Source organism: Streptomyces sp. NPDC090022 (assembly GCF_044748145.1).
In the GTDB taxonomy this organism is placed as follows: domain Bacteria; phylum Actinomycetota; class Actinomycetes; order Streptomycetales; family Streptomycetaceae; genus Streptomyces.
Map to the genome: position 1 here is coordinate 151,975 of NZ_JBIVFN010000008.1, position 21,750 is coordinate 173,724.

A 21,750-nucleotide genomic window follows, 5' to 3' on the forward strand; every position below is an offset into this window, starting at 1 on the left:
CACCGCTCCCCCCGCCGGCGTACAGCTACCCCCGCCCGGCGTACATCCGCGCGATCACGTCCTCGATGTCCGGCTCCCGCACCGACAGGTCCACCAGCGGGTACCGCTCCGCCACCGCCGCCACCAGCGGCGCCGCCGAGGATCCCGCCGGGAACGCCAGCCACTGCCGCGGCCCCTCCACCCGCACGATCCGCGCGCCCGGCAGGTCGATCGGCGGAAGTTCCCGTTCCAGGTCCACCACCAGCGTCCGCTCGATCTCCTCCACCGACCCCGCCGCCCCCGCCGCGTGCAGACCGCCCAGCGGGCCGTCGTACATCAGCCGCCCGTGGTCGATCACCATCACCCGCTCGCACAGTTGCTCGATGTCCTGGAGGTCGTGCGTGGTCAGCAGCACCGTCGTACCGAGCTCCTCGTTCAACTGCCGCAGGAATCCCCGCATCTTCGCCTTGCTCACCACATCGAGCCCGATCGTCGGCTCGTCCAGGTACAGCACGTCCGGATCGTGCAGCAGCGCCGCCGCGATGTCCCCGCGCATCCGCTGCCCCAGCGACAGCTGCCGCACCGGTACGTCCAGCAGCTCGCCCAGGGCCAGCCGCTCCACACACCGCGCCAGGTTGCGCCGGTAACGGTCCTCCGGGATCCGGTACATCCGGCGCATCAGGCCGTAACTGTCCTTCAGCGGCAGGTCCCACCACAGCGTCGTGCGCTGCCCGAACACCACCCCGATCCGGTGCGCCAGCCGGGTCCGCTCGCGCGCCGGGTCGATCCCCGCGACCCGCAGCCGGCCGCCACTCGGCGTCAGGATGCCCGTCAGCATCTTGATCGTGGTGGACTTGCCGGCGCCGTTCGGACCGATGTAGCCGACCATCTCACCGCGCCGCACCGTGAACGAGATCCCGTCCACCGCCCTGACCTGCCGCTTCTCCCGCCGCCACCGTCCGGTGCGGCGCCGGACGTCGAAGACCTTCGCCACCTCCTCCAGCTCGATCACCGGCTCCGACTCCCGCGATGCCGACCTCGGCGTCGACGTCGATGTCGTTGACATCGTTCCTCAGCTCCCCGTGCTCCGGTACGAACGGACACCCGCGCGCCACGCCAGCGACGCCGGTACGAACACCACGAACGCCACCAGCGGGCTCGCGTACGCCAGCCACCCCGGCAGCCCCAGCGGATCGGGCCGCCCCAGCACCTCCAGCGCCGGCAGCCAGTTGACGAACGCCAGCGGCACCAGGAACGTCACCCCGCGCACCAGCTCCTTGGCGAAGATGGCCGGCGGGTACTGCAGCATCGTGCTGCCGCCGTACGTGAAGGAGTTCTGCACCTCCGCCGCGTCCCCCGCGACGAACTGGAACGCCGCCCCCGCCACCATCACCGCCCCGAAGATCGCCGCCCCGGCCACCACCATCACGGGCACCAGCAGCACCCGCCCCACCGTCCAGTCCACGTCCAGCACCGAGACCGCCCACCCCAGCACCGCCAGCCCCTGCACGATCCGCCCGACCCGGCGCAGCGCGAACCGGTCCGCCGCGACCTGCGCCAGCACCGGAACCGGCCGCACCAGCATCGTGTCGAGCGAACCGTCACGCACCCGCGTCCCGATCCGGTCGGTGTTGCCCAGGATCAGGTCCGCCAGCCCCAGCGAGGCCGAACAGGACCCGTACAGCAGCGCGATCTCCGCCAGCGAGAAACCGCCCAGCGCGTCCACGTGCCGGAACATGATGAAGATGCCGACGAAGTCGAGCCCGGTGATCGCCGCGTTGCCGAACACCGACAGCAGGAACGACGTCCGGTACGTCATCGTCGCGCGGATCCACATCGCGGCGATCAGCCCGTAGCCGCGTACGCCTTCCAGCGCGCGGTTGCGCTCCGGGATCCCGGCCGGCTCCCGCCGTACCGCCACCCGCTCGCCGCCGCCGGCCGTCGTCGCCTCAGCCACCCTGGACCACCACCTTCCGCGTCGCCGCGGACTGCAGCAGCCGCCCGCAGCCCAGCAGTACGACCGCCCACAGCACCTGGAAGCCCAGCGCGGGCGCCGCGCCGCCCGCCCCCGCGTGCTCGCCCAGCAGCACGTCCAGCGGCACCTGGAGCATCGCCGCCCACGGCAGCGCGCGCACCAACTCCCCGAAGGCGCCCGGGAAGACCGTCAGCGGCAGCAGCATCCCCGAGAAGAAGATCGACACGACGGTCGCGACCAGGTTGAGACCGGACCCGTCGAGCAGCCAGAACGCCGCCAGTGCCAGCAGGTAGCGCAGCGCGAAACCCACCACCAGCCCCAGCGTCACCGACATCAGGAACAGCAGCCAGCGGACCGGATCGGCGGGCAGCGCGAGCGGGAACGCCAGCGCCCCCGCCACCAGCGGCACCACGCCCCGCCCGGCCAACTGGAAGGCGGCCCGGCCCAGATCGGCCGCCAGCCACCACACCTGCAGATCGGCCGGCCGGTACAGGTCGACCGCGATGTCACCCGTACGGATCCGCTCCTGGACCTCCTCGTGGAAGCCGCCCCCGATCAGCGCGCCCGCCGCGAGCAGCGCCTGACTGACCCACACGAAGGTCAGTGCCTGCGCCATGTCGTAGCCGCCGAGCCCGGGACGCTGCTCCCACAGCGCGATGTACGTGTAGGCGACGATGAACCCGAAGACGGTGTTGGTGAACACCCCGGCCGCGGTCGCGGTCCCGTAGGTGGCGTAGCGGCGGAAGCCGCCCGCGGCGACCGCCAGATACAAGCGCAGGTGCAGGCGCACCCTGTCTCCCCTCCCACTCGTTCCCCTGCGTCGGCCAAAGCGCGCGAGCTTAGTGCGGAGGGGCGATCCACGCGACCGAATTACGGCCGTCCGGCACGGATCGTTCCGCCATCGGGTAGACAGCTTCAGATAGAGCAGCAAGCAGACCTTCAGGTACAAACGTGGATGTTTCCCACGGCGTCGAGGAGCCCCGGAGATGAGCGACCCCTCCCCCCGACCGGGCTGGAGCCCCCGGGACCCGGACACTCCGCACCCCCCGCCGCCCCACCACCCGCCGCCGCACCGGCGGAGCGCACCCGGCGAACAGGCCGCACCGGACCGCCCCGTGCGCCGACAGCGCACCGGGTGGCGCCGGTTCGTCCCCACCTGGCGCGTGGTCGTCGGCACCGTCCTGTTCGTCGCCCTGGTCATCGGCGCCTGCCTCGTGGCCGGCTACCTGCTCGTCAACATCCCGCCCGCCAACGCCGCCGCCACCGCGCAGTCCAACCTCTACCTCTACTCCGACGGCTCCCAGCTCGCCCGCGACGGCGAGGTCAACCGCGTCAACGCGCCGCTCTCCCAGGTCCCCCGCACCGTCCAGGAAGCCGTACTCGCCGCCGAGGACCGGGACTTCTACTCCGAGCGGGCCGTCGACCCCAAGGCCATGGTGCGCGCCGCCTGGAACACCGCGACCGGCAAGGGCACCCAGTCCGGCTCCACCATCACCCAGCAGTACGTCAAGAACTACTACCTGGGCCAGGAACAGACCATCAAACGCAAGGTCAAGGAATTCTTCATCGCGATCAAACTCGGCCGCGAGAAGTCCAAGGACTACATCCTCGAAGGCTATCTGAACACCAGTTACTTCGGCCGGAACGCGTACGGCATCCAGGCCGCCGCCCAGGCCTACTACGGCAAGGACGTCAGCGACCTCACCACCGCCGAGGGCGCCTACCTCGCCACCCTCCTCAACTCCCCCAGCGCCTTCGACGTCGTCGCCCACCCCCAGAACCGCGACCGCGCCCTCGCCCGCTGGAACTACGTCCTCGACGGCATGGTCAAGAAGAAGTGGCTGACCCCCGCCGAACGCGCCGCCACCCGGTTCCCCGAACCCGGCAAGGTCCGCCCGGCCGCCGGCCTGTCGGGGCAGCGCGGCTACCTCGTCGAGGCCATCAAGGACTACATCGTCGAGAACGAGATCGTCGACGACCGGTCCCTCGCCGAAGGCGGCTACCGGATCACCACCACCATCGACAAGGCCCGCCAGAACGACTTCGTCACCGCCGTCGAGCAGCAGATGCTCTCCCGGCTCGACCCCGCCTCCCACCCCGCCGACCGCGTCGTCCGCGCCGGCGGCGCCTCCATCGACCCCCTCACCGGCAAGGTCGTCGCCCTCTACGGCGGCGTCGACTACACCAAGCAGTACGTCAACAACGCCACCCGGCACGACTACCAGGTCGCCTCCACCTTCAAACCGTTCGTCTTCGCCTCCGCCGTCGACAACGACTCCCGCACCCAGGACGGCCGCCTCATCACCCCCAACACCCTGTACAACGGCGACAACAGGCGCCCCGTCGCCGGAAGCCGCATCCCCTACGCCCCCGAGAACGAGGACCAGCGCTCCTACGGCCCCATCACCGTCCGCACCGCCACCGACCTCTCCGTCAACAGCGTCTTCGCGCAGATGGTCGTCGACGTCGGCACCCAGAAGGTCAAGCGGACCGCCGTCGCCCTCGGCATCCCCGAGAACACCCCCAACTTCGACGCCGGCCCCGCCATGGCGCTCGGCACGCTCCAGGCCAGCGTCCTCGACATGACCGTGGCGTACGCGACACTGGCCGACCACGGCCGGTACACCCCGTACACCTTCCTCGAGAAGATCACCAAGGGCTCCGACGGGATCCCCCTGCCCGAGCGCACCCCCACCCAGGCCATCAGCCGTGAGGCTGCCGACACCACCACCTCGGTCCTCATCGGCGTCGTCGACAACGGCACCGGCACCGCGGCGCTGGCCGCCGGGCGCCCCGCCGCGGGCAAGACCGGCACCGGTGAGCTCGACCGCTCGGCCTGGTTCGCCGGCTACACCCCCGGCCTCGTCACGGTCGTCGCCATGATGGGCCAGGACCCCGACACCGGAACCCTGAAGTCCCTCTACGGAGCACTGGGCGAACCGCGCATCGGGGGCGGCGGCTACCCGGCGCGCATCTGGGCCGCGTACACCAAGGCGGCACTGGGCGACAGCGACCCGCTGGACTTCGAGCTCGACCTCCAGCCCGGCGCCGACCGCCGGCCCCCGCCACCGCCACCGCCCGGCCACGAATCCCCCGGCGTCCGGCCGCCGTCCCCGCCGACCCCCGGCGACACCGACGGCGGCCCCGGCGGCACCCCGACCGACAGCGCCCCCACGGACGGGGACGACACCGGCGGAGGCGACACGAACGGGAACGACACGGGCGGCGGCACCCCGACCGGCAGGGACGACACACCGCCACCCGATGGGGGCGACACAGGCGGCGGCAACCCCGCGAACGGCGGCCGGACCTCCGGCGGCAACCCCACCGGAGGCCGCCCCGACGGCGCGACGGCGGAAGGCGGCCGCCCGCCGGAACGATGAACGCCGGGTCGATGAACGCCGGGTCGATGAACGCCGGAACGACGATCGCCGGGTCAGTGACCGGAAGTGGCCTTCAGCCCCACCACCGCCACCAGCAGCAGACAGACGAAGAAGATCCGGGCCGCGGTCACCGGCTCGCCCAGGACCGCCATCCCCACCACCGCGGCCCCCGCCGCGCCGATGCCGACCCACACGCCGTACGCCGTACCGATCGGCAGCGTCTTGGCGGCGTACGACAGCAGCAGCATGCTGGCCACGATCCCGGCACCCGTGAACACGGACGGCCACAGGCGGGTGAAACCCTCGGTGAACTTCATACCGATCGACCAGCCGACCTCGAGCAGACCGGCGAGCAGCAACAGAACCCAGGCCATGACGGGCACCTCCGGAACGAGAGCGGAACAGGGTGCGTCGTCTTGTCCTGACCCGGTACGGCGCGTCTCGTCGGGGTCCCACTTCACCGTAACAAACGGCACGCCAAAGGGCCGGTGACCTCGGTCACCGGCCCTTTGGCACGGAGAGGACGCCTGCCGCAGACGCGGACGACGGTCAGAGGTACAGCCCGGTGGAGTCCTCGGACCCCTCCAGCCGCTCCGCCGCCACCGCGTGCAGATCCCGCTCCCGCATCAGCACGTACGCCACGCCGCGCACCTCGACCTCGGCGCGGTCCTCGGGGTCGTACAGCACCCGGTCGCCGGGCTCCACGGTCCGCACGTTCTGCCCGACCGCGACCACCTCCGCCCAGGCCAGCCGCTTGCCGACCGCGGCCGTCGCCGGGATCAGGATGCCGCCGCCCGAGCGGCGCTCGCCCTCGGGCGCATCGGACCGCACGAGCACACGGTCGTGCAGCATGCGGATGGGCAGCTTGTCGTGGGTGGTGTGGTTGCTCACGACTCGAACCTACCTGCCGGCGCCGGCCTTGTAATCCAGCGGGTCAGCCGCGCCGACGGCGCGCCGACACCACCAGCAGACCGACCAGCCCTACGGCCACCAGCGCGACCGGCACCAGCCGCTCCACGCGCGGCGCGCCGTCATCGCCGCGGAACCCGGCCTTGACGTCGGTGACCACCCGGTTCACGGCGAAGACCGCCCGGCCCGCCGCCTGCTCCACCGACGAGGCGACCCGGGCCTTCGCGTCCCCGATGATCGTCTTCGGGTGCACGCGCACGCCGATCTCGTCGAGCGTCTCGGCGAGCTGCTCGCGCCTGCGGATGATGTCCGCCTCGATCTGCGCAGGGGTCCTTGCTTCGGGCACCGCGCTGCCTCCGTCGTCGTGTGTGGGCATGGTCCTGGGTGGACAGTCTGTCAGCTTACGCTCGGGTGGTACCGATCCCCTCCCGAGGAGACTGTGAGACATGAGCGAGCGACTCCAGCCGGGCGACACCGCCCCCGCCTTCACCCTGCCCGACGCGGACGGCAACGAGGTCTCGCTCGCCGACCACAAGGGCCGCAAGGTGATCGTCTACTTCTACCCGGCGGCCCTGACCCCGGGCTGCACCAAGCAGGCCTGCGACTTCACGGACAACCTGGCACTGCTGGCCACGGCCGGTTACGACGTCATCGGCGTCTCCCCGGACAAGCCGGAGAAGCTGGCGAAGTTCCGCGAGAAGGAGGACCTGAAGGTCACCCTCGTCGGCGACCCCTCCAAGGAGGTCCTGACGGCGTACGGCGCCTTCGGCGAGAAGAAGCTCTACGGCAAGACGGTGACCGGCGTGATCCGCTCCACGGTGGTCGTGGACGAGGAGGGCAAGGTCGAGCGCGCCCTGTACAACGTGAAGGCCACCGGCCACGTAGCCAAGATCATCAAGGACCTGGGCATCTGACCCGTACGGGTTGCCTCCCGGCTCCTTTTCGACCCTCCCTTTGCCCTCGGCGCGTGGCGTCGCTGCCCTAGACTGACCGCAGCCGGCCAGACCCGATGTCCGAATCGGGATGGTTCGCTGGCGGTTGTGGTGGAATTGGCAGTCACGCTGGGTTTAGGTCCCAGTGGGGTAAAACCCGTGGGGGTTCGAGTCCCCCCAACCGCACCTGTGCCGAAGGCCCCGTACGCGACCGCGTACGGGGCCTTCGGCGTACCGGGTCAGCCCACCAGTTCCCGGACCACCGGGACCAGGGCGCGGAAGGCCTGGCCTCGGTGGGAGATGGCGTTCTTCTCGGCCGGGGTGAGTTCCGCGCAGGTGCGGGTCTCGCCCGCCGGCTGGAGGATCGGGTCGTAGCCGAAGCCGCCCGTGCCGGACGGGGTGTGGCGCAGGGTGCCCAGGAGGCGGCCCTCGACGACGCGTTCGGTGCCGTCGGGCAGGGCGAGGGCGGCGGCGCAGAAGAAGTGGGCGCCGCGGTGGGCGTCGTCGATGTCCGAGAGCTGGGCGAGGAGCAGGTCGAGGTTGGCCCGGTCGTCGCCGTGCCGGCCGGCCCAGCGGGCGGAGAAGACGCCCGGGGCGCCGTTCAGGACGTCGACGCAGAGACCGGAGTCGTCGGCGACGGCGGGCAGGCCGGTGGCCTTGGCCAGGGCGTGGGCCTTGAGCAGGGCGTTCTCGGCGAAGGTGACGCCGGTTTCCTTGACGTCCGGGATCTCGGGGTACGCGTCCGCGCCGACCAGCTCGTGGGGCAGGCCGGCCGCGGACAGGATGGCGTGGAGCTCGGCGACTTTGCCCGCGTTGCGGGTCGCGAGGATCAGGCGGGTCATGGTCACCGATTATCTCCGGTCAGCTGGGTGTGCAGACCTTGGAGATCTCGGAGGCGGCGTCGGCGACGGGCTTGACGTCGGGGGTGGGGTTGCCCTGCTCGATGGCGGTGCGGGCGTTCTTGACGGCCGTGTTCATCGAGTCGATGGCCTTGCCGAGGTCGGCGTTGTCGGTCTGGTCGCCGATCTTCTTCAGGCTCGTCTCGATCTGGTTGAGGGCGTTCTGGGCGTCCTGCGGGCTGTTGCCGGCCTGGGAGACGGCCTGCTGGAGGTCGTTGGCGCCGTCGGCGATGGCGACGGCGGTGTTGGCGCAGTCCAGGGCGGTGGAGAGGGCGGAGCAGGAGGCGAGGGCCGGGACCACGAGGGCTCCGGCGAGGGCGAGCGCGGCCAGACGGTGGCGGTGGTGCGTGGTCATCGGGACGGATCCCCCCTGGGTCGGATACGTGGACGGGCGCACGATGGTGGATCGTGCGCCCGTACTGGTGGAGACGGTGCGGAGCGGGCCGCGGTTGCGTCAGAGGCCGAGCGCTCCGCGCTGGATGGCCTCGAGGTCGGCGCAGCCGCCGGCGGCGAGGTCGAGCAGGGCGTTGAGTTCCTTGCGGTCGAAGGGCTCGCCCTCGGCGGTGCCCTGGACCTCGACGAAGCGGCCGTCGCCGGTGCAGACGACGTTCATGTCGGTCTCGGCGCGGACGTCCTCCTCGTAGCAGAGGTCGAGGAGGGGTTCGCCGTCGACGATGCCGACGCTGACGGCGGCGACGGTGCCGGTCAGGGGCTTGCGGCCGGCCTTGATGAGCTTCTTGGACTGGCCCCAGGCGACGGCGTCGGCCAGTGCGACGTAGGCGCCGGTGATGGCGGCGGTGCGGGTGCCGCCGTCGGCCTGGAGGACGTCGCAGTCCAGGACGATGGTGTTCTCGCCGAGGGCCTTGTAGTCGATGACGGCGCGCAGCGAGCGTCCGATGAGGCGGGAGATCTCGTGGGTGCGGCCGCCGATCTTGCCGCGGACGGATTCGCGGTCGCCGCGGGTGTTGGTGGAGCGGGGCAGCATCGAGTACTCGGAGGTGACCCAGCCCTCGCCGCTGCCCTTGCGCCAGCGCGGGACACCTTCGGTGAAGGAGGCGGTGCAGAAGACCTTGGTGTCGCCGAAGGAGATGAGGACGGAGCCCTCTGCGTGCTTGCTCCATCCGCGTTCGATGGTGACCGGGCGGAGCTGTTCGGGGGTGCGGCCGTCGATGCGAGACATGGTGGTGAGCCTAGTCGTTGCGGGTGAACGGCAGGGACGGGCGAAAAGGACGGGTGAACGGGAAGACCCCGTCCGGATGCGGCCGGGACGGGGTCTTCGGGGTGAGCCGCGGGCTCAGCTCACATCATGTCTTCGATCTCGCCGGCGATCGGGTCGGCGTCGGTGCCGATGACGACCTGGACGGCGGTGCCCATGCGGACGACGCCGTGGGCGCCGGCGGCCTTGAGGGCGGCCTCGTCGACGAGGTCGGGGTCGGCCACCTCGGTGCGCAGGCGGGTGATGCAGCCCTCGACCTCTTCGATGTTGTCGATGCCGCCGAGTCCGGCGACGATCTTCTCAGCCTTGGTGGCCATGTGTTCTCCCTGAGTGCCTGTATGCGCGGGGTCCGCATGCGGGGACCGCTTTGTCACGGTAACCCACGGTTGGCCCATCTTCGCGAGCGCGGGTGGTGCTTCTGCCGAATGATGACGATCAGCGGCGACCTGCCCTCCGGGCGGGTGAAGGCGACCGCATCACAGGTGGTCTACACCAGTGTGCCGCACCGGCCGCCGCCACCAAAACGGGCCGTCAGGAGGTTGCCGGATGAGCGCGGACAGCGCCGCGGCCGCGGGGCCGCGACAGCCGTGGCGGAACAGTCTGTTCCAGGGGCTGCAGAAGATGGGCCGCAGTCTCCAGCTGCCCATCGCGGTGCTGCCGGCGGCCGGCATCCTCAACCGGCTGGGCCTGGCCGACGTGTTCGGTTCGGACGGTCTGGGCTGGGACACCGTCGCGAGGGTGATGGCGGGTGCGGGCGGTGCGCTGCTGGACAGCGATCTCGGGCTGCCTCTGCTGTTCTGCGTCGGTGTCGCGATCGGTATGGCGAAGAAGGCGGACGGGTCGACGGCGCTGGCGGCGGTGGCGGGGTTCCTGGCGTACCGGGGGGTGCTGCGGGCGTTCCCGAACCCGTGTCCGCCGGGGTTCCGGGACATCAGCGGCGCGTGTCTGGGGCCGGACGAGGCGTTCGCGGGGTACACGTACACGAATCCGGGGGTGTTCGGCGGCATCGTGATGGGGCTGCTGACGGCCTGGTTCTGGCAGCGCTACCACCGGGTGAAGCTGGTGGACTGGCTGGGCTTCTTCAACGGCCGCCGGCTGGTGCCGATCATCATGGCGGGCGTGGCGATCGTGTTCGCGTCGCTGTGCCTGTGGATCTGGCCGCCGATCGGCGACGGGCTGGAGGCGTTCAGCGACTGGCTGGTGGCCATCGGCTCCTGGGGCGCGGGGATCTTCGGGGTGGCGAACCGGGCGTTGCTGGTGATCGGCCTGCACCAGTTCCTGAACGTGCCCGTCTGGTTCCAGTTCGGCTCGTACACGACGCCGGACGGGCGGGTCGTGCACGGTGACATCCCGATGTTCCTGGAAGGCGACCCGAACGCGGGGCAGTTCCTGTCGGGCTTCTTCCCGATCATGATGTTCGCGCTGCCGGCGGCGGCGCTGGCGATCACGCACTGCGCGAAGCCGCAGCGCCGCAAGGAGGTCGGCGGGCTGATGCTGTCGGTGGCGCTGACGTCGTTCGTCACGGGCATCACCGAGCCGCTGGAGTACTCGTTCCTCTTCGTGGCGCCGATCCTGTACGTGATCCACGCGGTCCTGACCGGTGTGTCGATGGCGGTGACCTGGGGGCTGGGGGTCCACGACGGGTTCTCGTTCTCCGCGGGCCTGATCGACTACGTCATCAACTGGGGGCTGGCGACCAAGCCGTGGCTGATCATCCCGATCGGACTGGGGTTCGCGGTGGTCTATTACGTCGTCTTCCGGGTGCTGATCACGGCGATGGACCTGGCGACGCCGGGGCGGGAGTCGGACGAGGAGATCGCGGAGATGCAGCGGGACAACATCAAGGCGTAGCCGCGCCGAGGCGTAGCCGCGCCGAGGCGTAGCCGCGCCGAGGCGTAGCCGCGCCGAGGCGTAGCCGCGCCGAGGCGTAGCGGCCCCGAGATGCAGCGGCCCCGAGGTGCAGCGGCCCGCGGGCGTAGCGGCCCCTCGGCGCCGCAGGGCTTCCGGCCCGGCGGGAAGGGCCCTCGGATCCAGCGGTCCGGGGGCCTTCGGCGCGCCCGGAAACGGGCGGTGCGGGCACCTCCGACCCGGGACGGAGAGTGTGATCCAGGCCACAGGAAATCGAAGGTTCCTTATCTAACCCGGACCATGCTACAACTGGTCTACACCACGCATTGGTGTAGACCACGCGCCCCTCACCGGGGCCCGTGCGTCCCCTGTTTCTGAAGACGCCGCCGGTCCCCGTGCTTTCCACCCCCGGGCGGCGCCTTGCCCACTGGAGGAACTTGTGACCACGGCTGCCGCCCCCGCGGCCGAGAAGAAGAAGGGCTCCGGCGCGATGGCCGTGGCCCAGCGCATCGGCCGCAGCCTCATGCTGCCGATCGCCGTCCTGCCGGCCGCCGCCCTGCTGGTCCGGTTCGGCCAGAACGACATGCTGGGCAGCACGTCGCTCCCCGAGTTCGTCAACACCATCGCCTCGTACATGGCCGCCGGCGGTGGGGCCATCTTCAGCAACATGGCCCTGCTCTTCGCCGTCGGCATCGCCGTCGGCTTCGCGAAGAAGGCCGACGGTTCCACCGGTCTCGCCGCGGTCACCGGCTACCTGGTCTTCAAGGCGGTCCTCGGCAAGTTCACCGACGGCAGCCTGCCGAAGGTCGAGGCGATCGTCGACCACAAGATCGTCATGGTGGCGCCCGCGGTGGACGCCGGTGTGCTGGGCGGCGTGGTCATGGGCATCGTGACCGCCCTGCTGTACCAGCGGTTCTTCCGCACCAAGCTGCCGGACTGGGCGGGCTTCTTCGGCGGCCGCCGCCTGGTGCCGATCCTCTCCTCCTTCGCCGGTCTGGTCCTCGGCATCGTCTTCGGTCTGATCTGGCCGATCCTGGGCAAGGGCATCCACGGCTTCGGCGAGTGGCTGGTCGGCTCCGGCGCCGCCGGCGCGGGCATCTTCGGTGTCGCCAACCGTGCGCTGATCCCGGTCGGCATGCACCACCTGCTGAACTCCTTCCCGTGGCTCCAGGCCGGTTCCTTCGAGGGCCCCGACGGCACCGTGCACGGTGACATCGCCCGCTTCATCGCCGGTGACCCGACCGCCGGCCAGTTCATGACCGGCTTCTTCCCGATCATGATGTTCGCCCTCCCGGCGGCCTGCCTCGCGATCGTCCACTGCGCCCGTCCCGAGCGCCGCAAGGTCGTCGGCGGCATGATGTTCTCCCTCGCGCTCACCGCCTTCATCACCGGCATCACCGAGCCGATCGAGTTCACCTTCATGTTCATCGCTCCGGTGCTGTACGCGATCCACGCGCTGCTGACCGGTGTCTCCATGGCGCTGACCTGGGCGCTCGGCATGAAGGACGGCTTCGGCTTCTCCGCCGGTGCGATCGACTACCTGCTGAACTTCGGCATCGCGTCCAAGCCGCTGGGCCTGCTGCTGGTCGGCGTGTGCTTCGCCGCCCTCTACTACGTGATCTTCCGCTTCGCGATCACCAAGTTCAACCTCCCGACGCCGGGCCGCGAGTCCGACGAGGAGCTGGCCGAGCTGGCCAAGGCCGAGGCCAAGTAACACCCCGGGCAATACGGCGGAGCCCCCGCCCTCCTTGATGGGAGGGCGGGGGCTCCGCCGTATCCGTACATGCCGTGCGGACCCGCCGTGCGGACCCGCCGTGCGGACGCGCCGTACGGGCCCGGTCAGACCTCGTAGACGGCGCCCGCGTACGCGAGGTCGACCGGGCCGCCGTACACCGCACGGGCGTCGGCGAGGTTCTCGTCGGCGGAGGTCCACGGCGGGATGTGGGTGAGGACCAGGCGGCCGACGCCGCCCCGATGCGCGTACTCGCCGGCCTCGCGGCCGTTGAGGTGCAGGCCGGGGATGTCCTCCTTGCCGTGCGTGAACGAGGCCTCGCACAGGAAGAGGTCGGCGCCCTCGGCGAGCAGTCCCAGCTCGGGGCAGACGCCGGTGTCCCCGGAGTACGTCAGGGAGCGGCCGTCGTGCTCGACGCGGATGCCGAACGCCTCGACGGGGTGGCAGACGCGCTCGGTGCGGACCTGGAACGGGCCGATCTCGAAGGTGCCGGACTTCAGGGTCCGGAACTCGAAGACCTCGCTCATCGAGCGCTCGTCGGGGACGTCCTCGTAGGCGGCGGTCAGGCGCTTCTCGGTGCCTTCCGGGCCGTACACGGGGATCGTGCCGCAGCGGCCGCCCTCGTGGCGGTAGTAGCGGGCCACGAAGTACGCGCACATGTCGATGCAGTGATCGCTGTGCAGGTGGCTGAGGAAGATCGCGTCGAGGTCGTAGAGACCGATGTGGCGCTGCAGCTCGCCGAGGGCGCCGTTGCCCATGTCGAGGAGCAGCCGGAAGCCGTCGGCCTCGACGAGGTAGCTCGAGCAGGCCGATTCCGCGGACGGGAACGAACCCGAGCAGCCGACGACGGTGAGCTTCATGGGAGCGGGAACCTCCGTGGACGGTCCGTGGCGGGCGGAGACGGGGAGGGCGTCGGGGGTCGTGCGGTGCGTCGAGCGTAAGGCGCGAAACCTCCGGTCGCTCCTCCACGGCGTGCCGTTGTGGGGGAACTCACCTGTGGTGTCACCCGGGGGAGCGACGGGGCCGCGGGGGTTGCCGTGCCGGGTGGCCGGGGCGCGGTTACGGTCGATCCATGGACACGTCCTGGTGGCCGGCCGTGGCCGCGGTGGTGGCCGTGGCGCTGGTCGTGCTGGTGGCGGGCGGCCGGGCCCGCGGTGCGCCGGCGGCCCGTGCGGTGCACGGTCCGGGGCCGGCGCCGCGGCCCCGGGCGGGCGAGCTCTGGCGGCTGGCCGACGACCGGGCGTGCCTGGTGCTGTCGGTACGGAGGCGGCGGGCGCGGATCGCGCAGGTCACCGGGAAGTACCACGACGAGCGGGCCGGGGTGATCCCGCTGCCGCCCGGCATGGTGGGCGACGCGCACGGCCGGCCGGGGTTCCTGGAGGCGGACCGGCCGGAGGAGGTGTCGGTGTGGGAGTTCCGGCGCCGGGTGGGTGTGCTGGACCCCGCGGTGTGGGACGAGGTCAAGGGACTCGGAGGTGGGCACGGATGATCCGGCTGCGGCGTGTGTACGAGGCACCGGACCCGGTGGCGGACGGCGTACGGGTGCTGGTGGACCGGCTGTGGCCGCGCGGGCTGGCGAAGGCGGCGGCGCGGGTGGACGAGTGGCCCAAGGTGGTGACGCCGTCCTCGGAGCTGCGCACGTGGTGGCACGGCGGGGGGTCGTGGGAGGAGTTCCGGGCCCGGTACGAGGAGGAGCTGCGGACGCCCGAGGCGGAGGCGGCGCTGGCGCATCTGCGGGCGCTGGCGGCGGCGGGTCCGCTGACGCTGGTGACGGCGGTCCGGACGCCGGAGTCCAGTCACGCGTCGATCCTGGCGGAGCTGCTGGCCGCGCCGTCCTGACGGCGCGGCCGGCGGCTCCGGGTCAGAGGCTGCGGCTCCGGGCCGGAAGGCCGGTCACCGCGCCCGTGGCACCGCGAAGCACAGGGCGTAGACGATGTAGAGGCCGATGGCGATGGCGATCAGCGACCACCACGGCTGGTAGGGCAGCCAGATGAAGTTCGCGATCACCGACAGCGTCGCGAGGACGAGGCCGGCGTACCGCGCCCAGGCCTGGCCCTTGAGGAGGGCGAGGCCGGTGACGAGCGAGAGCACGCCCAGGATCAGGTGGATCCAGCCCCACGTGGTGAGGTTGAACGCGAAGGTGTAGTCCCCGACGCCCAGGTAGACGTCGTCGTTCGCGAGGGCGGCGATGCCCTCGAAGATCGCGGACACGCCGAAGAGGCTGAGCATGAACCCGGCGAACGAGGCGGGTCCGGAGACCCATCCGCCGTACGGGTCCTTGGCGGCGGACGGGGTGGTGCGGGGTGCGCCGCCGGGTGTGGCCGTCATCGCGCCACCTTCCTCTCGTGGGACGGTCGGGCGATTCGAGCGTCCGCCGCGCCGCTGCCGGCGGCGACCCGCGGGCGGCCGAACGGGTGACGTGAGGGGCCACGGCGCACGGGCATGAGGTACGGAAACGGGCCGGGCCGGGAACCTTTCGGTTCCCGGCCCGGCCCGTGCCGATCGAGGGGTGGTCAGGCCCAGAGCTGGCCCTGGAGGACCTCGATGGCCTCTTCCGTGGTGGCCGCCGTGTAGACGCCCGTCGAGAGGTACTTCCAGCCGCCGTCGGCCACGACGAAGACGATGTCCGCCGTTTCGCCCGCCGCGACGGCCTTGCGGCCCACCCCGATCGCCGCGTGCAGGGCGGCGCCGGTGGAGACGCCGGCGAAGATGCCCTCCTCGCGCAGCAGTTCGCGCGTACGGGTGACGGCGTCCGCGGAGCCCACCGAGTAGCGCGAGGTGAGCACGGAGGCGTCGTAGAGCTCGGGGACGAAGCCCTCGTCGAGGTTGCGCAGGCCGTAGACCAGGTCGTCGTAGCGCGGCTCGGCCGCGATGATCCTGATGTCGGGCTTGTGCTCGCGCAGGTAGCGGCCGACGCCCATCAGGGTGCCGGTGGTGCCCAGGCCCGCCACGAAGTGGGTGATGGAGGGCAGGTCGGTGAGGATCTCCGGGCCCGTGGTGGCGTAGTGGGCGCCCGCGTTGTCGGGGTTGCCGTACTGGTAGAGCATCACCCAGTCCGGATGCTCCGCCGCCAGTTCCTTCGCCACGCGCACGGCGGTGTTGGAGCCGCCCGCGGCCGGCGAGGAGATGATCTCGGCTCCCCACATCGCCAGGAGGTCACGCCGCTCCTGCGAGGTGTTCTCCGGCATGACGCACACGATGCGGTAGCCCTTGAGCTTCGCGGCCATGGCCAGCGAGATGCCGGTGTTGCCGGAGGTGGGCTCCAGGATCGTGCACCCCGGGGTCAGGCGGCCGGCCTTCTCGGCCTGCTCGATCATGTGGAGCGCCGGGCGGTCCTTGATCGAGCCGGTCGGGTTGCGGTCCTCCAGCTTGGCCCAGATCCGCACGTCGGCGGAGGGCGACAGCCGGGGCAGCCGGACCAGCGGGGTGTGGCCGACCGCCGCGAGCGGGGAGTCGTAACGCATTACTTCGAGCCGCCGGCGACGGCCGGGAGGATGGTGACGTTGTCGCCGTCCTTGACCTCGGTGGCGATGCCGGCGAGGAAGCGGACGTCCTCGTCGTTGAGGTAGACGTTCACGAAGCGGCGCAGCTCGCCGCCCTTGGACTCGTCGACGATGCGCTCCTGGATGCCCTTGTGGCGGGTCTCGAGGTCGGCGAAGAGCTCGGCGAGCGTGCTGCCCTCACCGCTCACGGCCTTCTCGCCGTCGGTGTAGGTGCGGAGGATGGTGGGGATGCGGACCTCGATGGCCATGACAGGCTCCTGTTGTCACATGGGGCGCGCGGCTCTGAGCCCCCGCGCGAGAGGGGCTGTGGTGTGGTGCGGAAGGTACTGCGGCGGGCTCAGACAGCAGGACAGATGGCGCTGGCGAGGCGGCACAGGTCGACGTGCAGCCGCGCCACGAGCAGCACTGTGCCGGGCGTCTCGATGCTCACGTCGTGGGAAACCATGCGGTCATGTTAACGATTCCCCGATGGCGGTTTGGAGTGTGATCCCACATTCCGGACGCACCCTTCTCGCATGGTGGTCAGTAGGCCGCCACGACCTGCACTTCCTCCTCGGTGATCACGCCGTCGACGATGCGGTACGAGCGGAACTGGAACTCCCCCGCCCCGTCGGTGTCGGCCGTGGAGACCAGCACGTAGTGCGCGCCGGGCTCGTTCGCGTACGTGACGTCCGTGCGCGAGGGGTAGGCCTCGGTCGCGGTGTGGGAGTGGTAGATGATCACCGGCTCCTCGTCGCGGTCGTCCATCTCGCGGTAGAGCGCCAGCAGGTCCTTGGAGTCGAACTCGTAGAACGTGGGCGAGCGGGCGGCGTTGAGCATCGGGATGAACCGCTCGGGGCGGCCGGTGCCCGCCGGGCCGGCCACGACGCCGCACGCCTCGTCCGGGTGGTCCTTGCGGGCGTGCTCGACGATCTGGTCGTACAGGGCCTGGGTGAGGGTCAGCATGAGCGACAGGATAAGCAGACGGGCCCTCCCGTACCGAGGGGTGGTACGGGAGGGCCCGAATGCTGGACGGGGGTGCCGGGAGCGCCGGATCAGGCGTCGATGTCGACCGAGATCTTGACGCTGGTACCGCCGGAGCCGCCGGCGCGCTTGGTCAGCACCAGGTAGGACACGCCGAGGAGCAGACCCCACAGCGGGGCGCAGTACAGCGAGACGCGGGCGTCCTTGTCGGCGCCCATCATCACGATGACCATGCCGATGAAGAGCAGGGCGAACCAGCTGGTCCACGGGGCGCCGGGGGCGCGGAACGGGGACGCGGGCAGCTCACCGCGGTCCGACTTGGCCCGGTAGCGGATCTGGCAGACCAGGATCATGATCCAGGCCCACATGCCGGAGATGGTGGCGAAGGAGACGACGTAGTCGAAGGCCTTGCCGGGGGCCACGTAGTTGATCCAGACGCCGACCAGCATGAGCGAGGCCGAGAAGGTGGTGCCGACGAGCGGCGTGCCGTTCTTGGTCAGCTTGGTGAACAGCTTCGGGCCCTGGCCGTTGAGCGCGAGGTCGCGCAGCATGCGGCCGGTGGAGTACATGCCCGAGTTGCAGGAGGACAGCGCCGCGGTCAGCACGACGAAGTTGACGATGGCCGCGCCGACGCCGAGGCCCATCCGCTCGAAGGCGGCGACGAAGGGCGAGACGCCGGGCTGGAAGTGCGACCACGGCACCACCGACAGGATCATGATGAGCGCGCCGACGTAGAAGACGGCGATGCGCCACGGCACGGTGTTGATGGCCTTGGGGAGGGTCTTGGCCGGGTCCTTGGACTCGCCGGCGGTGACGCCGACCAGCTCGACCGCGAGGAAGGCGAACATCACGATCTGCAGGGTCATCAGCGTGCCGCCGATGCCCTTGGGGAAGAAGCCGCCGTCGTTCCACAGGTTGGAGACCGAGGCGGTGGCCGCGGCGTCCGAGAAGCCGATGGTGAGGATGCCGGCGCAGATCAGGATCATGCCGACGATGGCGGTGACCTTGACCATGGAGAACCAGAACTCCAGCTCACCGAAGAGCTTCACGGAGATCAGGTTCGCGCCGTAGAGGATCACGGTGAAGATCAGCGCGTACGCCCACTGCGGGAAGCTGTCGCCCGTCCAGTAGGCCATGTACTGCGCGGCCGCGGTCACCTCGGTGATGCCGGTGACCACCCAGAAGAGCCAGTACGTCCAGCCCGTCGCGTACCCCCAGAACGGGCCGAGGAACTCCCGGGCGTAGTCCGAGAAGGAGCCCGAGACGGGGCGGTACATGAGCAGCTCGCCCAGCGCCCGCATGATGAAGAAGATGACCAGGCCCGCGATGGCGTAGGCCAGGATCAGGCTGGGTCCGGCCTTGGAGATGGCCTTGCCCGCGCCGAGGAAGAGGCCCGTGCCGATGGCCCCGCCGATGGCGATCATCTGGATCTGGCGGGCGCCGAGTGCGCGGTGGTAACCGTCGCCCTCGCCCTCGCCGCCACCTGCCGGCTTGGCCGGCCCGTTGTCGTGCTGCTCGACCTGCACAGAGGTCATGTCTGGTGCGCCTTTCTCCACGCCGACCCGCGCCCTGGAAGGGGCGGCGGATCGGGTTCCTCGATCCCCCCGGATACGGATGGAGTTGCACGCCGGCGGTCAGCCGGTTCAAGCAGCGCCGCGGGGACAGGGGTGGCGTCCCGGCGGCGGTCGTGAAGATCTATCACGGGCTTATGGGTGACCGGCGGGACCGGATGTGACACGCGCCACGACAAAATCCGGACAGACAGCCCGAAAACGATCAGATCACCACATGGTGGTGATCTGATCGTTATCCGGATTTGAGCGTCCGCTGAGCGAACGGAAGGCGCCCAAAGGGTGACGAACGGGCGACGGACCCACTCCGCCGGCCGGGCCGGCCGGGACGAGACCCCCGTCAAGGCCTTCCGGCCCGGCGGGCCGGACTAGAGGGTCTCGATGAGGGTCTCCTGGAGCCCGCCCAGCCACAGGTACGCCATCACCATGGGCTTGCGCGGGTCGTCGTCCGGCAGCCGGAAGAGCTGCGCGCTCTCGTCGTCCTCGGTGATCTCCAGCCGCGCCCCGATGGTCAGCCGCAGGTCGTTCAGGGCGCCCAGCCAGCGCATCGGCAGCTCGCCGGTGAGCTCCAGCTCGGCCTCGCCGCCTCCGGCCGGCGCCACGGCGTCCAGGCTCCGTACGACGGCCAGCGCGTCCTCGCGCTTGCGGGTGCGCAGGTCGTTCTCGGTGAACCGGCGGAACTCCGCCGACATCGCCGCCAGCTCCGCCGGGTCGGCCCCCGGGGCCTGCGGGCCGGCCGGCCCGCCGTAGGCGTCGGGGAAGAGCCGCGCCAGCGCCGGGTCGGACGGGGGCTCGCTCGGCCCTTCCGCGAACAGCGCGGCCAGCGGATCGGCGTCGGCGGCCGGCTCGGGCTCGCCCGGCCCGATCAGCTCCAGCAGCTGGACGGCCAGCGAGCGCAGGATGGAGATCTCGATGTCGTCGAGGACGATGGCCGCGCCCCCGCCGTCCAGGGCCTGGAAGGTGCCGCCCATCAGCCGCGGTCCTGCGAGAGGGTGGCCCACAGGCCGTAGCCGTGCATGGCCTGCACGTCGCGCTCCATCTCCTCGCGGGTGCCGCTGGAGACGACCGCCCGCCCCTTGTGGTGGACGTCGAGCATCAGTTTGTGCGCCTTGTCCTTGGAGTAGCCGAAGTACGCCTGGAACACGTACGTCACGTAGCTCATGAGGTTGACCGGGTCGTTGTGCACCAGGGTCACCCAGGGGACGTCCGGTGAGGGGACCGCGAAGGTCTCCTCGGCGGATTCGGTGCGTTCGATCTCAATGGGAGCAACACTCACTCGTCCCATGCTGCCACTGTGACCGGTCGGTCGCACAAACGGGGTGCCCGATCTCGTCAGTTTGACGAAATGTGCGCTAGCATCCGTGGCATGAACCCTGCGGACCTGGGCCTGCCGGTGGACGTGCCGTCGACAGCGCTCTTCACGGACCATTACGAGCTCACGATGGTGCAGGCCGCCCTGGCCAACGGCACCGCCGACCGCCGCTCGGTCTTCGAGGTGTTCACCCGGCGGCTGCCCGAGGGCCGGCGCTACGGCGTCGTGGCGGGCACCGGCCGGGTACTGGACGCGGTGGAGAACTTCCGCTTCGACTCGGCGGTGCTGGAGTTCCTGCGGGAGCGGGCCGTCGTCGACATGCGGACCCTGGACTGGCTGTCCTCGTACCGCTTCTCGGGCGACATCTGGGGCTACCCGGAGGGCGAGGTCTACTTCCCGGGCTCGCCCGTGCTGCGGGTGGAGGGCAGCTTCGCGGAGTGCGTGCTGCTGGAGACGGTGATCCTGTCGATCCTCAACCACGACTCCGCCATCGCGGCGGCGGCCTCGCGGATGGCCTCGGCCGCCGGTGGCCGGCCGCTGATCGAGATGGGCGCGCGGCGCACCCACGAGCTGGCGGCGGTCGCCGCGGCGCGGGCCGCGTACGTGGGCGGCTTCTCCTCGACCTCGGACCTGGCGGCGGGCTTCCGGTACGGGATCCCGACGGTGGGGACGGCGGCCCACGCGTTCACCCTGCTGCACGACAGCGAGCGCGACGCGTTCCAGGCGCAGGTGTCCTCGCTGGGCGGCGGGACGACGCTGCTGGTGGACACGTACGACGTCGCGGAGGCCGTGCGTACGGCGGTGGAGATCGCCGGGCCGAAGCTGGGCGCCGTCCGGATCGACTCCGGCGACCTGCTGCTGGTGGCCCACCGGGTCCGCCAGCAGCTGGACGAGCTGGGCGCGACGGGGACCCGGATCGTGGTGACGTCCGACCTGGACGAGTACGCGATCGCCTCGCTGGCGGCCGCTCCGGTGGACGCGTACGGAGTGGGCACGCAGCTGGTCACCGGCAGCGGGCACCCGACCTGCTCGATGGTCTACAAGCTCGTCGCGCGGGCCGGGTCGGCGGACCCGAAGGCGCCGCTGGTGCCGGTGGCGAAGAAGTCCTCCGGCGGCAAGACCTCGATCGGCGGCCGCAAGTGGGCGGCGCGCCGGCCGGACGCGGACGGGGTCGCCGAGGCGGAGGTCATCGGCACGGGCCCGGTGCCGGCGGCGCTGTCGTCGCGGCAGCTGCTGGTGGAGCTGGTCAAGGGGGGCGAGGTGGTCGCGCGCGAGCCGCTGGAGGCGGCGCGGGAGCGGCACGTGGCGGCGCGGGCCGCCCTGCCGTTGTCCGCGACGCAGCTGTCGCGGGGCGAACCGGTGATCCCGACGGAGTACGCCTGACCCCACCGGGGGCTCCGCCCCCGGACCCTCCCCCAGACTCCGTCCGGGGGACCCCCAGCGCCTCAATCGCCGGCGGCGCCGGGTACGGCTGCCCGGCGGCGCCGGAAGGCCGCCCGGGAGCAGGCTGCGCTCAAACGCCGCGCGG

The 21,750-nt window shown here is 71.0% G+C and carries 26 protein-coding genes, 1 tRNA gene and 1 riboswitch; of the genes, 8 read left to right on the plus strand and 19 right to left on the minus strand.

The window, feature by feature from the left end:
• Window positions 1-25 precede the first annotated feature (25 nt).
• From ACIPXB_RS17875 to ACIPXB_RS17885, 3 genes are read right to left on the minus strand one after another with little or no spacing between them, the layout of a single operon-like run.
• Entirely contained in the window at window positions 26-1,045 is a 1,020-nt protein-coding gene (locus ACIPXB_RS17875) for an ATP-binding cassette domain-containing protein (RefSeq protein ID WP_401450547.1), read from the minus strand.
• 6 nt (window positions 1,046-1,051) lie between these two features.
• A complete protein-coding gene (locus tag ACIPXB_RS17880; protein ID WP_401450549.1) occupies window positions 1,052-1,936 on the minus strand; it encodes an ABC transporter permease in 885 nt (294 codons plus the stop codon).
• Window positions 1,929-2,738 (minus strand): ABC transporter permease, encoded by an 810-nt coding sequence (locus tag ACIPXB_RS17885; protein ID WP_401450801.1) that lies wholly within the window; start codon window positions 2,736-2,738, stop codon window positions 1,929-1,931. Before ACIPXB_RS17885 ends, ACIPXB_RS17880 begins: the two co-directional genes overlap by 8 nt.
• Before the next feature lie 202 nt (window positions 2,739-2,940).
• Between ACIPXB_RS17885 and ACIPXB_RS17890 the strand changes: the two genes are divergently transcribed.
• Window positions 2,941-5,337, plus strand: a complete 2,397-nt coding sequence (locus tag ACIPXB_RS17890; RefSeq protein WP_401450551.1) for a transglycosylase domain-containing protein — start codon at window positions 2,941-2,943, stop codon at window positions 5,335-5,337.
• Window positions 5,338-5,390: 53 nt separating this feature from the next.
• On the opposite strand, the gene ACIPXB_RS17895 is transcribed toward ACIPXB_RS17890, so the two are convergent.
• The 3 genes from ACIPXB_RS17895 to ACIPXB_RS17905 all read right to left on the minus strand — a co-directional run bounded on the left by ACIPXB_RS17895 (window position 5,391) and on the right by ACIPXB_RS17905 (window position 6,592).
• Window positions 5,391-5,711 carry a DMT family transporter gene (locus ACIPXB_RS17895; protein WP_401450553.1) on the minus strand — a complete coding sequence of 107 codons (321 nt, stop codon included), beginning with the start codon at window positions 5,709-5,711 and terminating at the stop codon, window positions 5,391-5,393.
• Between the two features lie 31 nt (window positions 5,712-5,742).
• Window positions 5,743-5,815: riboswitch (guanidine-III (ykkC-III) riboswitch) on the minus strand.
• A 71-nt stretch (window positions 5,816-5,886) separates the two neighbouring features.
• Entirely contained in the window at window positions 5,887-6,189 is a 303-nt protein-coding gene (locus ACIPXB_RS17900; RefSeq protein ID WP_401450803.1) for a GroES family chaperonin, read from the minus strand.
• Between the two features lie 82 nt (window positions 6,190-6,271).
• A complete protein-coding gene (locus ACIPXB_RS17905) occupies window positions 6,272-6,592 on the minus strand; it encodes a DUF3618 domain-containing protein (RefSeq protein WP_401450556.1) in 321 nt (106 codons plus the stop codon).
• 100 nt (window positions 6,593-6,692) lie between these two features.
• Between ACIPXB_RS17905 and bcp the strand changes: the two genes are divergently transcribed.
• Together bcp and ACIPXB_RS17915 are read left to right on the plus strand one after the other, a co-directional pair.
• The gene (bcp, locus tag ACIPXB_RS17910) at window positions 6,693-7,160 is read left to right on the plus strand and encodes a thioredoxin-dependent thiol peroxidase (RefSeq protein ID WP_401450559.1); all 468 of its coding nucleotides are present in this window, start codon (window positions 6,693-6,695) and stop codon (window positions 7,158-7,160) included.
• 120 nt (window positions 7,161-7,280) lie between these two features.
• Window positions 7,281-7,364: transfer RNA gene (locus ACIPXB_RS17915), tRNA-Leu, on the plus strand.
• Window positions 7,365-7,417: 53 nt separating this feature from the next.
• Here the strand turns inward: ACIPXB_RS17915 and rdgB are convergent.
• The 4 genes from rdgB to ACIPXB_RS17935 all read right to left on the minus strand — a co-directional run bounded on the left by rdgB (window position 7,418) and on the right by ACIPXB_RS17935 (window position 9,688).
• Window positions 7,418-8,020: an RdgB/HAM1 family non-canonical purine NTP pyrophosphatase gene (gene rdgB / locus ACIPXB_RS17920; protein WP_401450562.1), complete on the minus strand. Its 603-nt coding sequence runs from the start codon at window positions 8,018-8,020 to the stop codon at window positions 7,418-7,420.
• Window positions 8,021-8,039: 19 nt separating this feature from the next.
• Window positions 8,040-8,432 carry a hypothetical protein gene (locus ACIPXB_RS17925; RefSeq protein ID WP_401450564.1) on the minus strand — a complete coding sequence of 131 codons (393 nt, stop codon included), beginning with the start codon at window positions 8,430-8,432 and terminating at the stop codon, window positions 8,040-8,042.
• A 99-nt stretch (window positions 8,433-8,531) separates the two neighbouring features.
• A complete protein-coding gene (gene rph / locus ACIPXB_RS17930) occupies window positions 8,532-9,257 on the minus strand; it encodes a ribonuclease PH (protein WP_401450567.1) in 726 nt (241 codons plus the stop codon).
• Window positions 9,258-9,376: 119 nt separating this feature from the next.
• Window positions 9,377-9,688: a glucose PTS transporter subunit EIIB gene (locus ACIPXB_RS17935; RefSeq protein WP_401450569.1), complete on the minus strand. Its 312-nt coding sequence runs from the start codon at window positions 9,686-9,688 to the stop codon at window positions 9,377-9,379.
• Window positions 9,689-9,839: 151 nt separating this feature from the next.
• On the opposite strand from ACIPXB_RS17935, the gene ACIPXB_RS17940 reads away from it, so the two are divergent.
• Both ACIPXB_RS17940 and ACIPXB_RS17945 read left to right on the plus strand, forming a co-directional pair.
• On the plus strand, window positions 9,840-11,144 hold the full coding sequence (locus ACIPXB_RS17940) for a PTS transporter subunit EIIC (protein WP_401450572.1): 1,305 nt from the start codon (window positions 9,840-9,842) through the stop codon (window positions 11,142-11,144).
• Between the two features lie 487 nt (window positions 11,145-11,631).
• A complete protein-coding gene (locus tag ACIPXB_RS17945; protein WP_401450805.1) occupies window positions 11,632-12,855 on the plus strand; it encodes a PTS transporter subunit EIIC in 1,224 nt (407 codons plus the stop codon).
• 125 nt (window positions 12,856-12,980) lie between these two features.
• Here ACIPXB_RS17945 and ACIPXB_RS17950 read toward each other — a convergent pair whose 3' ends face one another.
• On the minus strand, window positions 12,981-13,733 hold the full coding sequence (locus ACIPXB_RS17950) for an MBL fold metallo-hydrolase (RefSeq protein WP_401450574.1): 753 nt from the start codon (window positions 13,731-13,733) through the stop codon (window positions 12,981-12,983).
• 212 nt (window positions 13,734-13,945) lie between these two features.
• On the opposite strand from ACIPXB_RS17950, the gene ACIPXB_RS17955 reads away from it, so the two are divergent.
• Window positions 13,946-14,362 carry a hypothetical protein gene (locus ACIPXB_RS17955; RefSeq protein WP_401450577.1) on the plus strand — a complete coding sequence of 139 codons (417 nt, stop codon included), beginning with the start codon at window positions 13,946-13,948 and terminating at the stop codon, window positions 14,360-14,362.
• A complete protein-coding gene (locus ACIPXB_RS17960) occupies window positions 14,359-14,712 on the plus strand; it encodes a DUF488 domain-containing protein (RefSeq protein WP_401450580.1) in 354 nt (117 codons plus the stop codon). Before ACIPXB_RS17955 ends, ACIPXB_RS17960 begins: the two co-directional genes overlap by 4 nt.
• A 54-nt stretch (window positions 14,713-14,766) precedes the next feature.
• On the opposite strand, the gene ACIPXB_RS17965 is transcribed toward ACIPXB_RS17960, so the two are convergent.
• The 8 genes from ACIPXB_RS17965 to clpS form a co-directional block, all read right to left on the minus strand.
• On the minus strand, window positions 14,767-15,201 hold the full coding sequence (locus ACIPXB_RS17965) for a hypothetical protein (RefSeq protein ID WP_401450583.1): 435 nt from the start codon (window positions 15,199-15,201) through the stop codon (window positions 14,767-14,769).
• Between the two features lie 185 nt (window positions 15,202-15,386).
• A complete protein-coding gene (locus ACIPXB_RS17970) occupies window positions 15,387-16,337 on the minus strand; it encodes a PLP-dependent cysteine synthase family protein (RefSeq protein ID WP_401450586.1) in 951 nt (316 codons plus the stop codon).
• A complete protein-coding gene (locus ACIPXB_RS17975; protein WP_401450589.1) occupies window positions 16,337-16,624 on the minus strand; it encodes a MoaD/ThiS family protein in 288 nt (95 codons plus the stop codon). Before ACIPXB_RS17975 ends, ACIPXB_RS17970 begins: the two co-directional genes overlap by 1 nt.
• Window positions 16,625-16,713: 89 nt before the next feature.
• A complete protein-coding gene (locus tag ACIPXB_RS17980; RefSeq protein WP_401450591.1) occupies window positions 16,714-16,821 on the minus strand; it encodes a putative leader peptide in 108 nt (35 codons plus the stop codon).
• A 77-nt stretch (window positions 16,822-16,898) separates the two neighbouring features.
• Window positions 16,899-17,321, minus strand: a complete 423-nt coding sequence (locus ACIPXB_RS17985; RefSeq protein ID WP_401450594.1) for a Mov34/MPN/PAD-1 family protein — start codon at window positions 17,319-17,321, stop codon at window positions 16,899-16,901.
• An 89-nt stretch (window positions 17,322-17,410) separates the two neighbouring features.
• Complete coding sequence (locus tag ACIPXB_RS17990) at window positions 17,411-18,874, minus strand: amino acid permease (RefSeq protein ID WP_401450597.1); 1,464 nt, start codon at window positions 18,872-18,874, stop codon at window positions 17,411-17,413.
• Between the two features lie 404 nt (window positions 18,875-19,278).
• Complete coding sequence (locus tag ACIPXB_RS17995) at window positions 19,279-19,881, minus strand: DUF2017 domain-containing protein (protein ID WP_401450599.1); 603 nt, start codon at window positions 19,879-19,881, stop codon at window positions 19,279-19,281.
• Window positions 19,881-20,195: an ATP-dependent Clp protease adapter ClpS gene (gene clpS / locus ACIPXB_RS18000; protein ID WP_401450602.1), complete on the minus strand. Its 315-nt coding sequence runs from the start codon at window positions 20,193-20,195 to the stop codon at window positions 19,881-19,883. Before clpS ends, ACIPXB_RS17995 begins: the two co-directional genes overlap by 1 nt.
• Window positions 20,196-20,276: 81 nt before the next feature.
• Between clpS and ACIPXB_RS18005 the strand changes: the two genes are divergently transcribed.
• On the plus strand, window positions 20,277-21,605 hold the full coding sequence (locus ACIPXB_RS18005; protein WP_401450604.1) for a nicotinate phosphoribosyltransferase: 1,329 nt from the start codon (window positions 20,277-20,279) through the stop codon (window positions 21,603-21,605).
• Window positions 21,606-21,750: the final 145 nt, after the last annotated feature.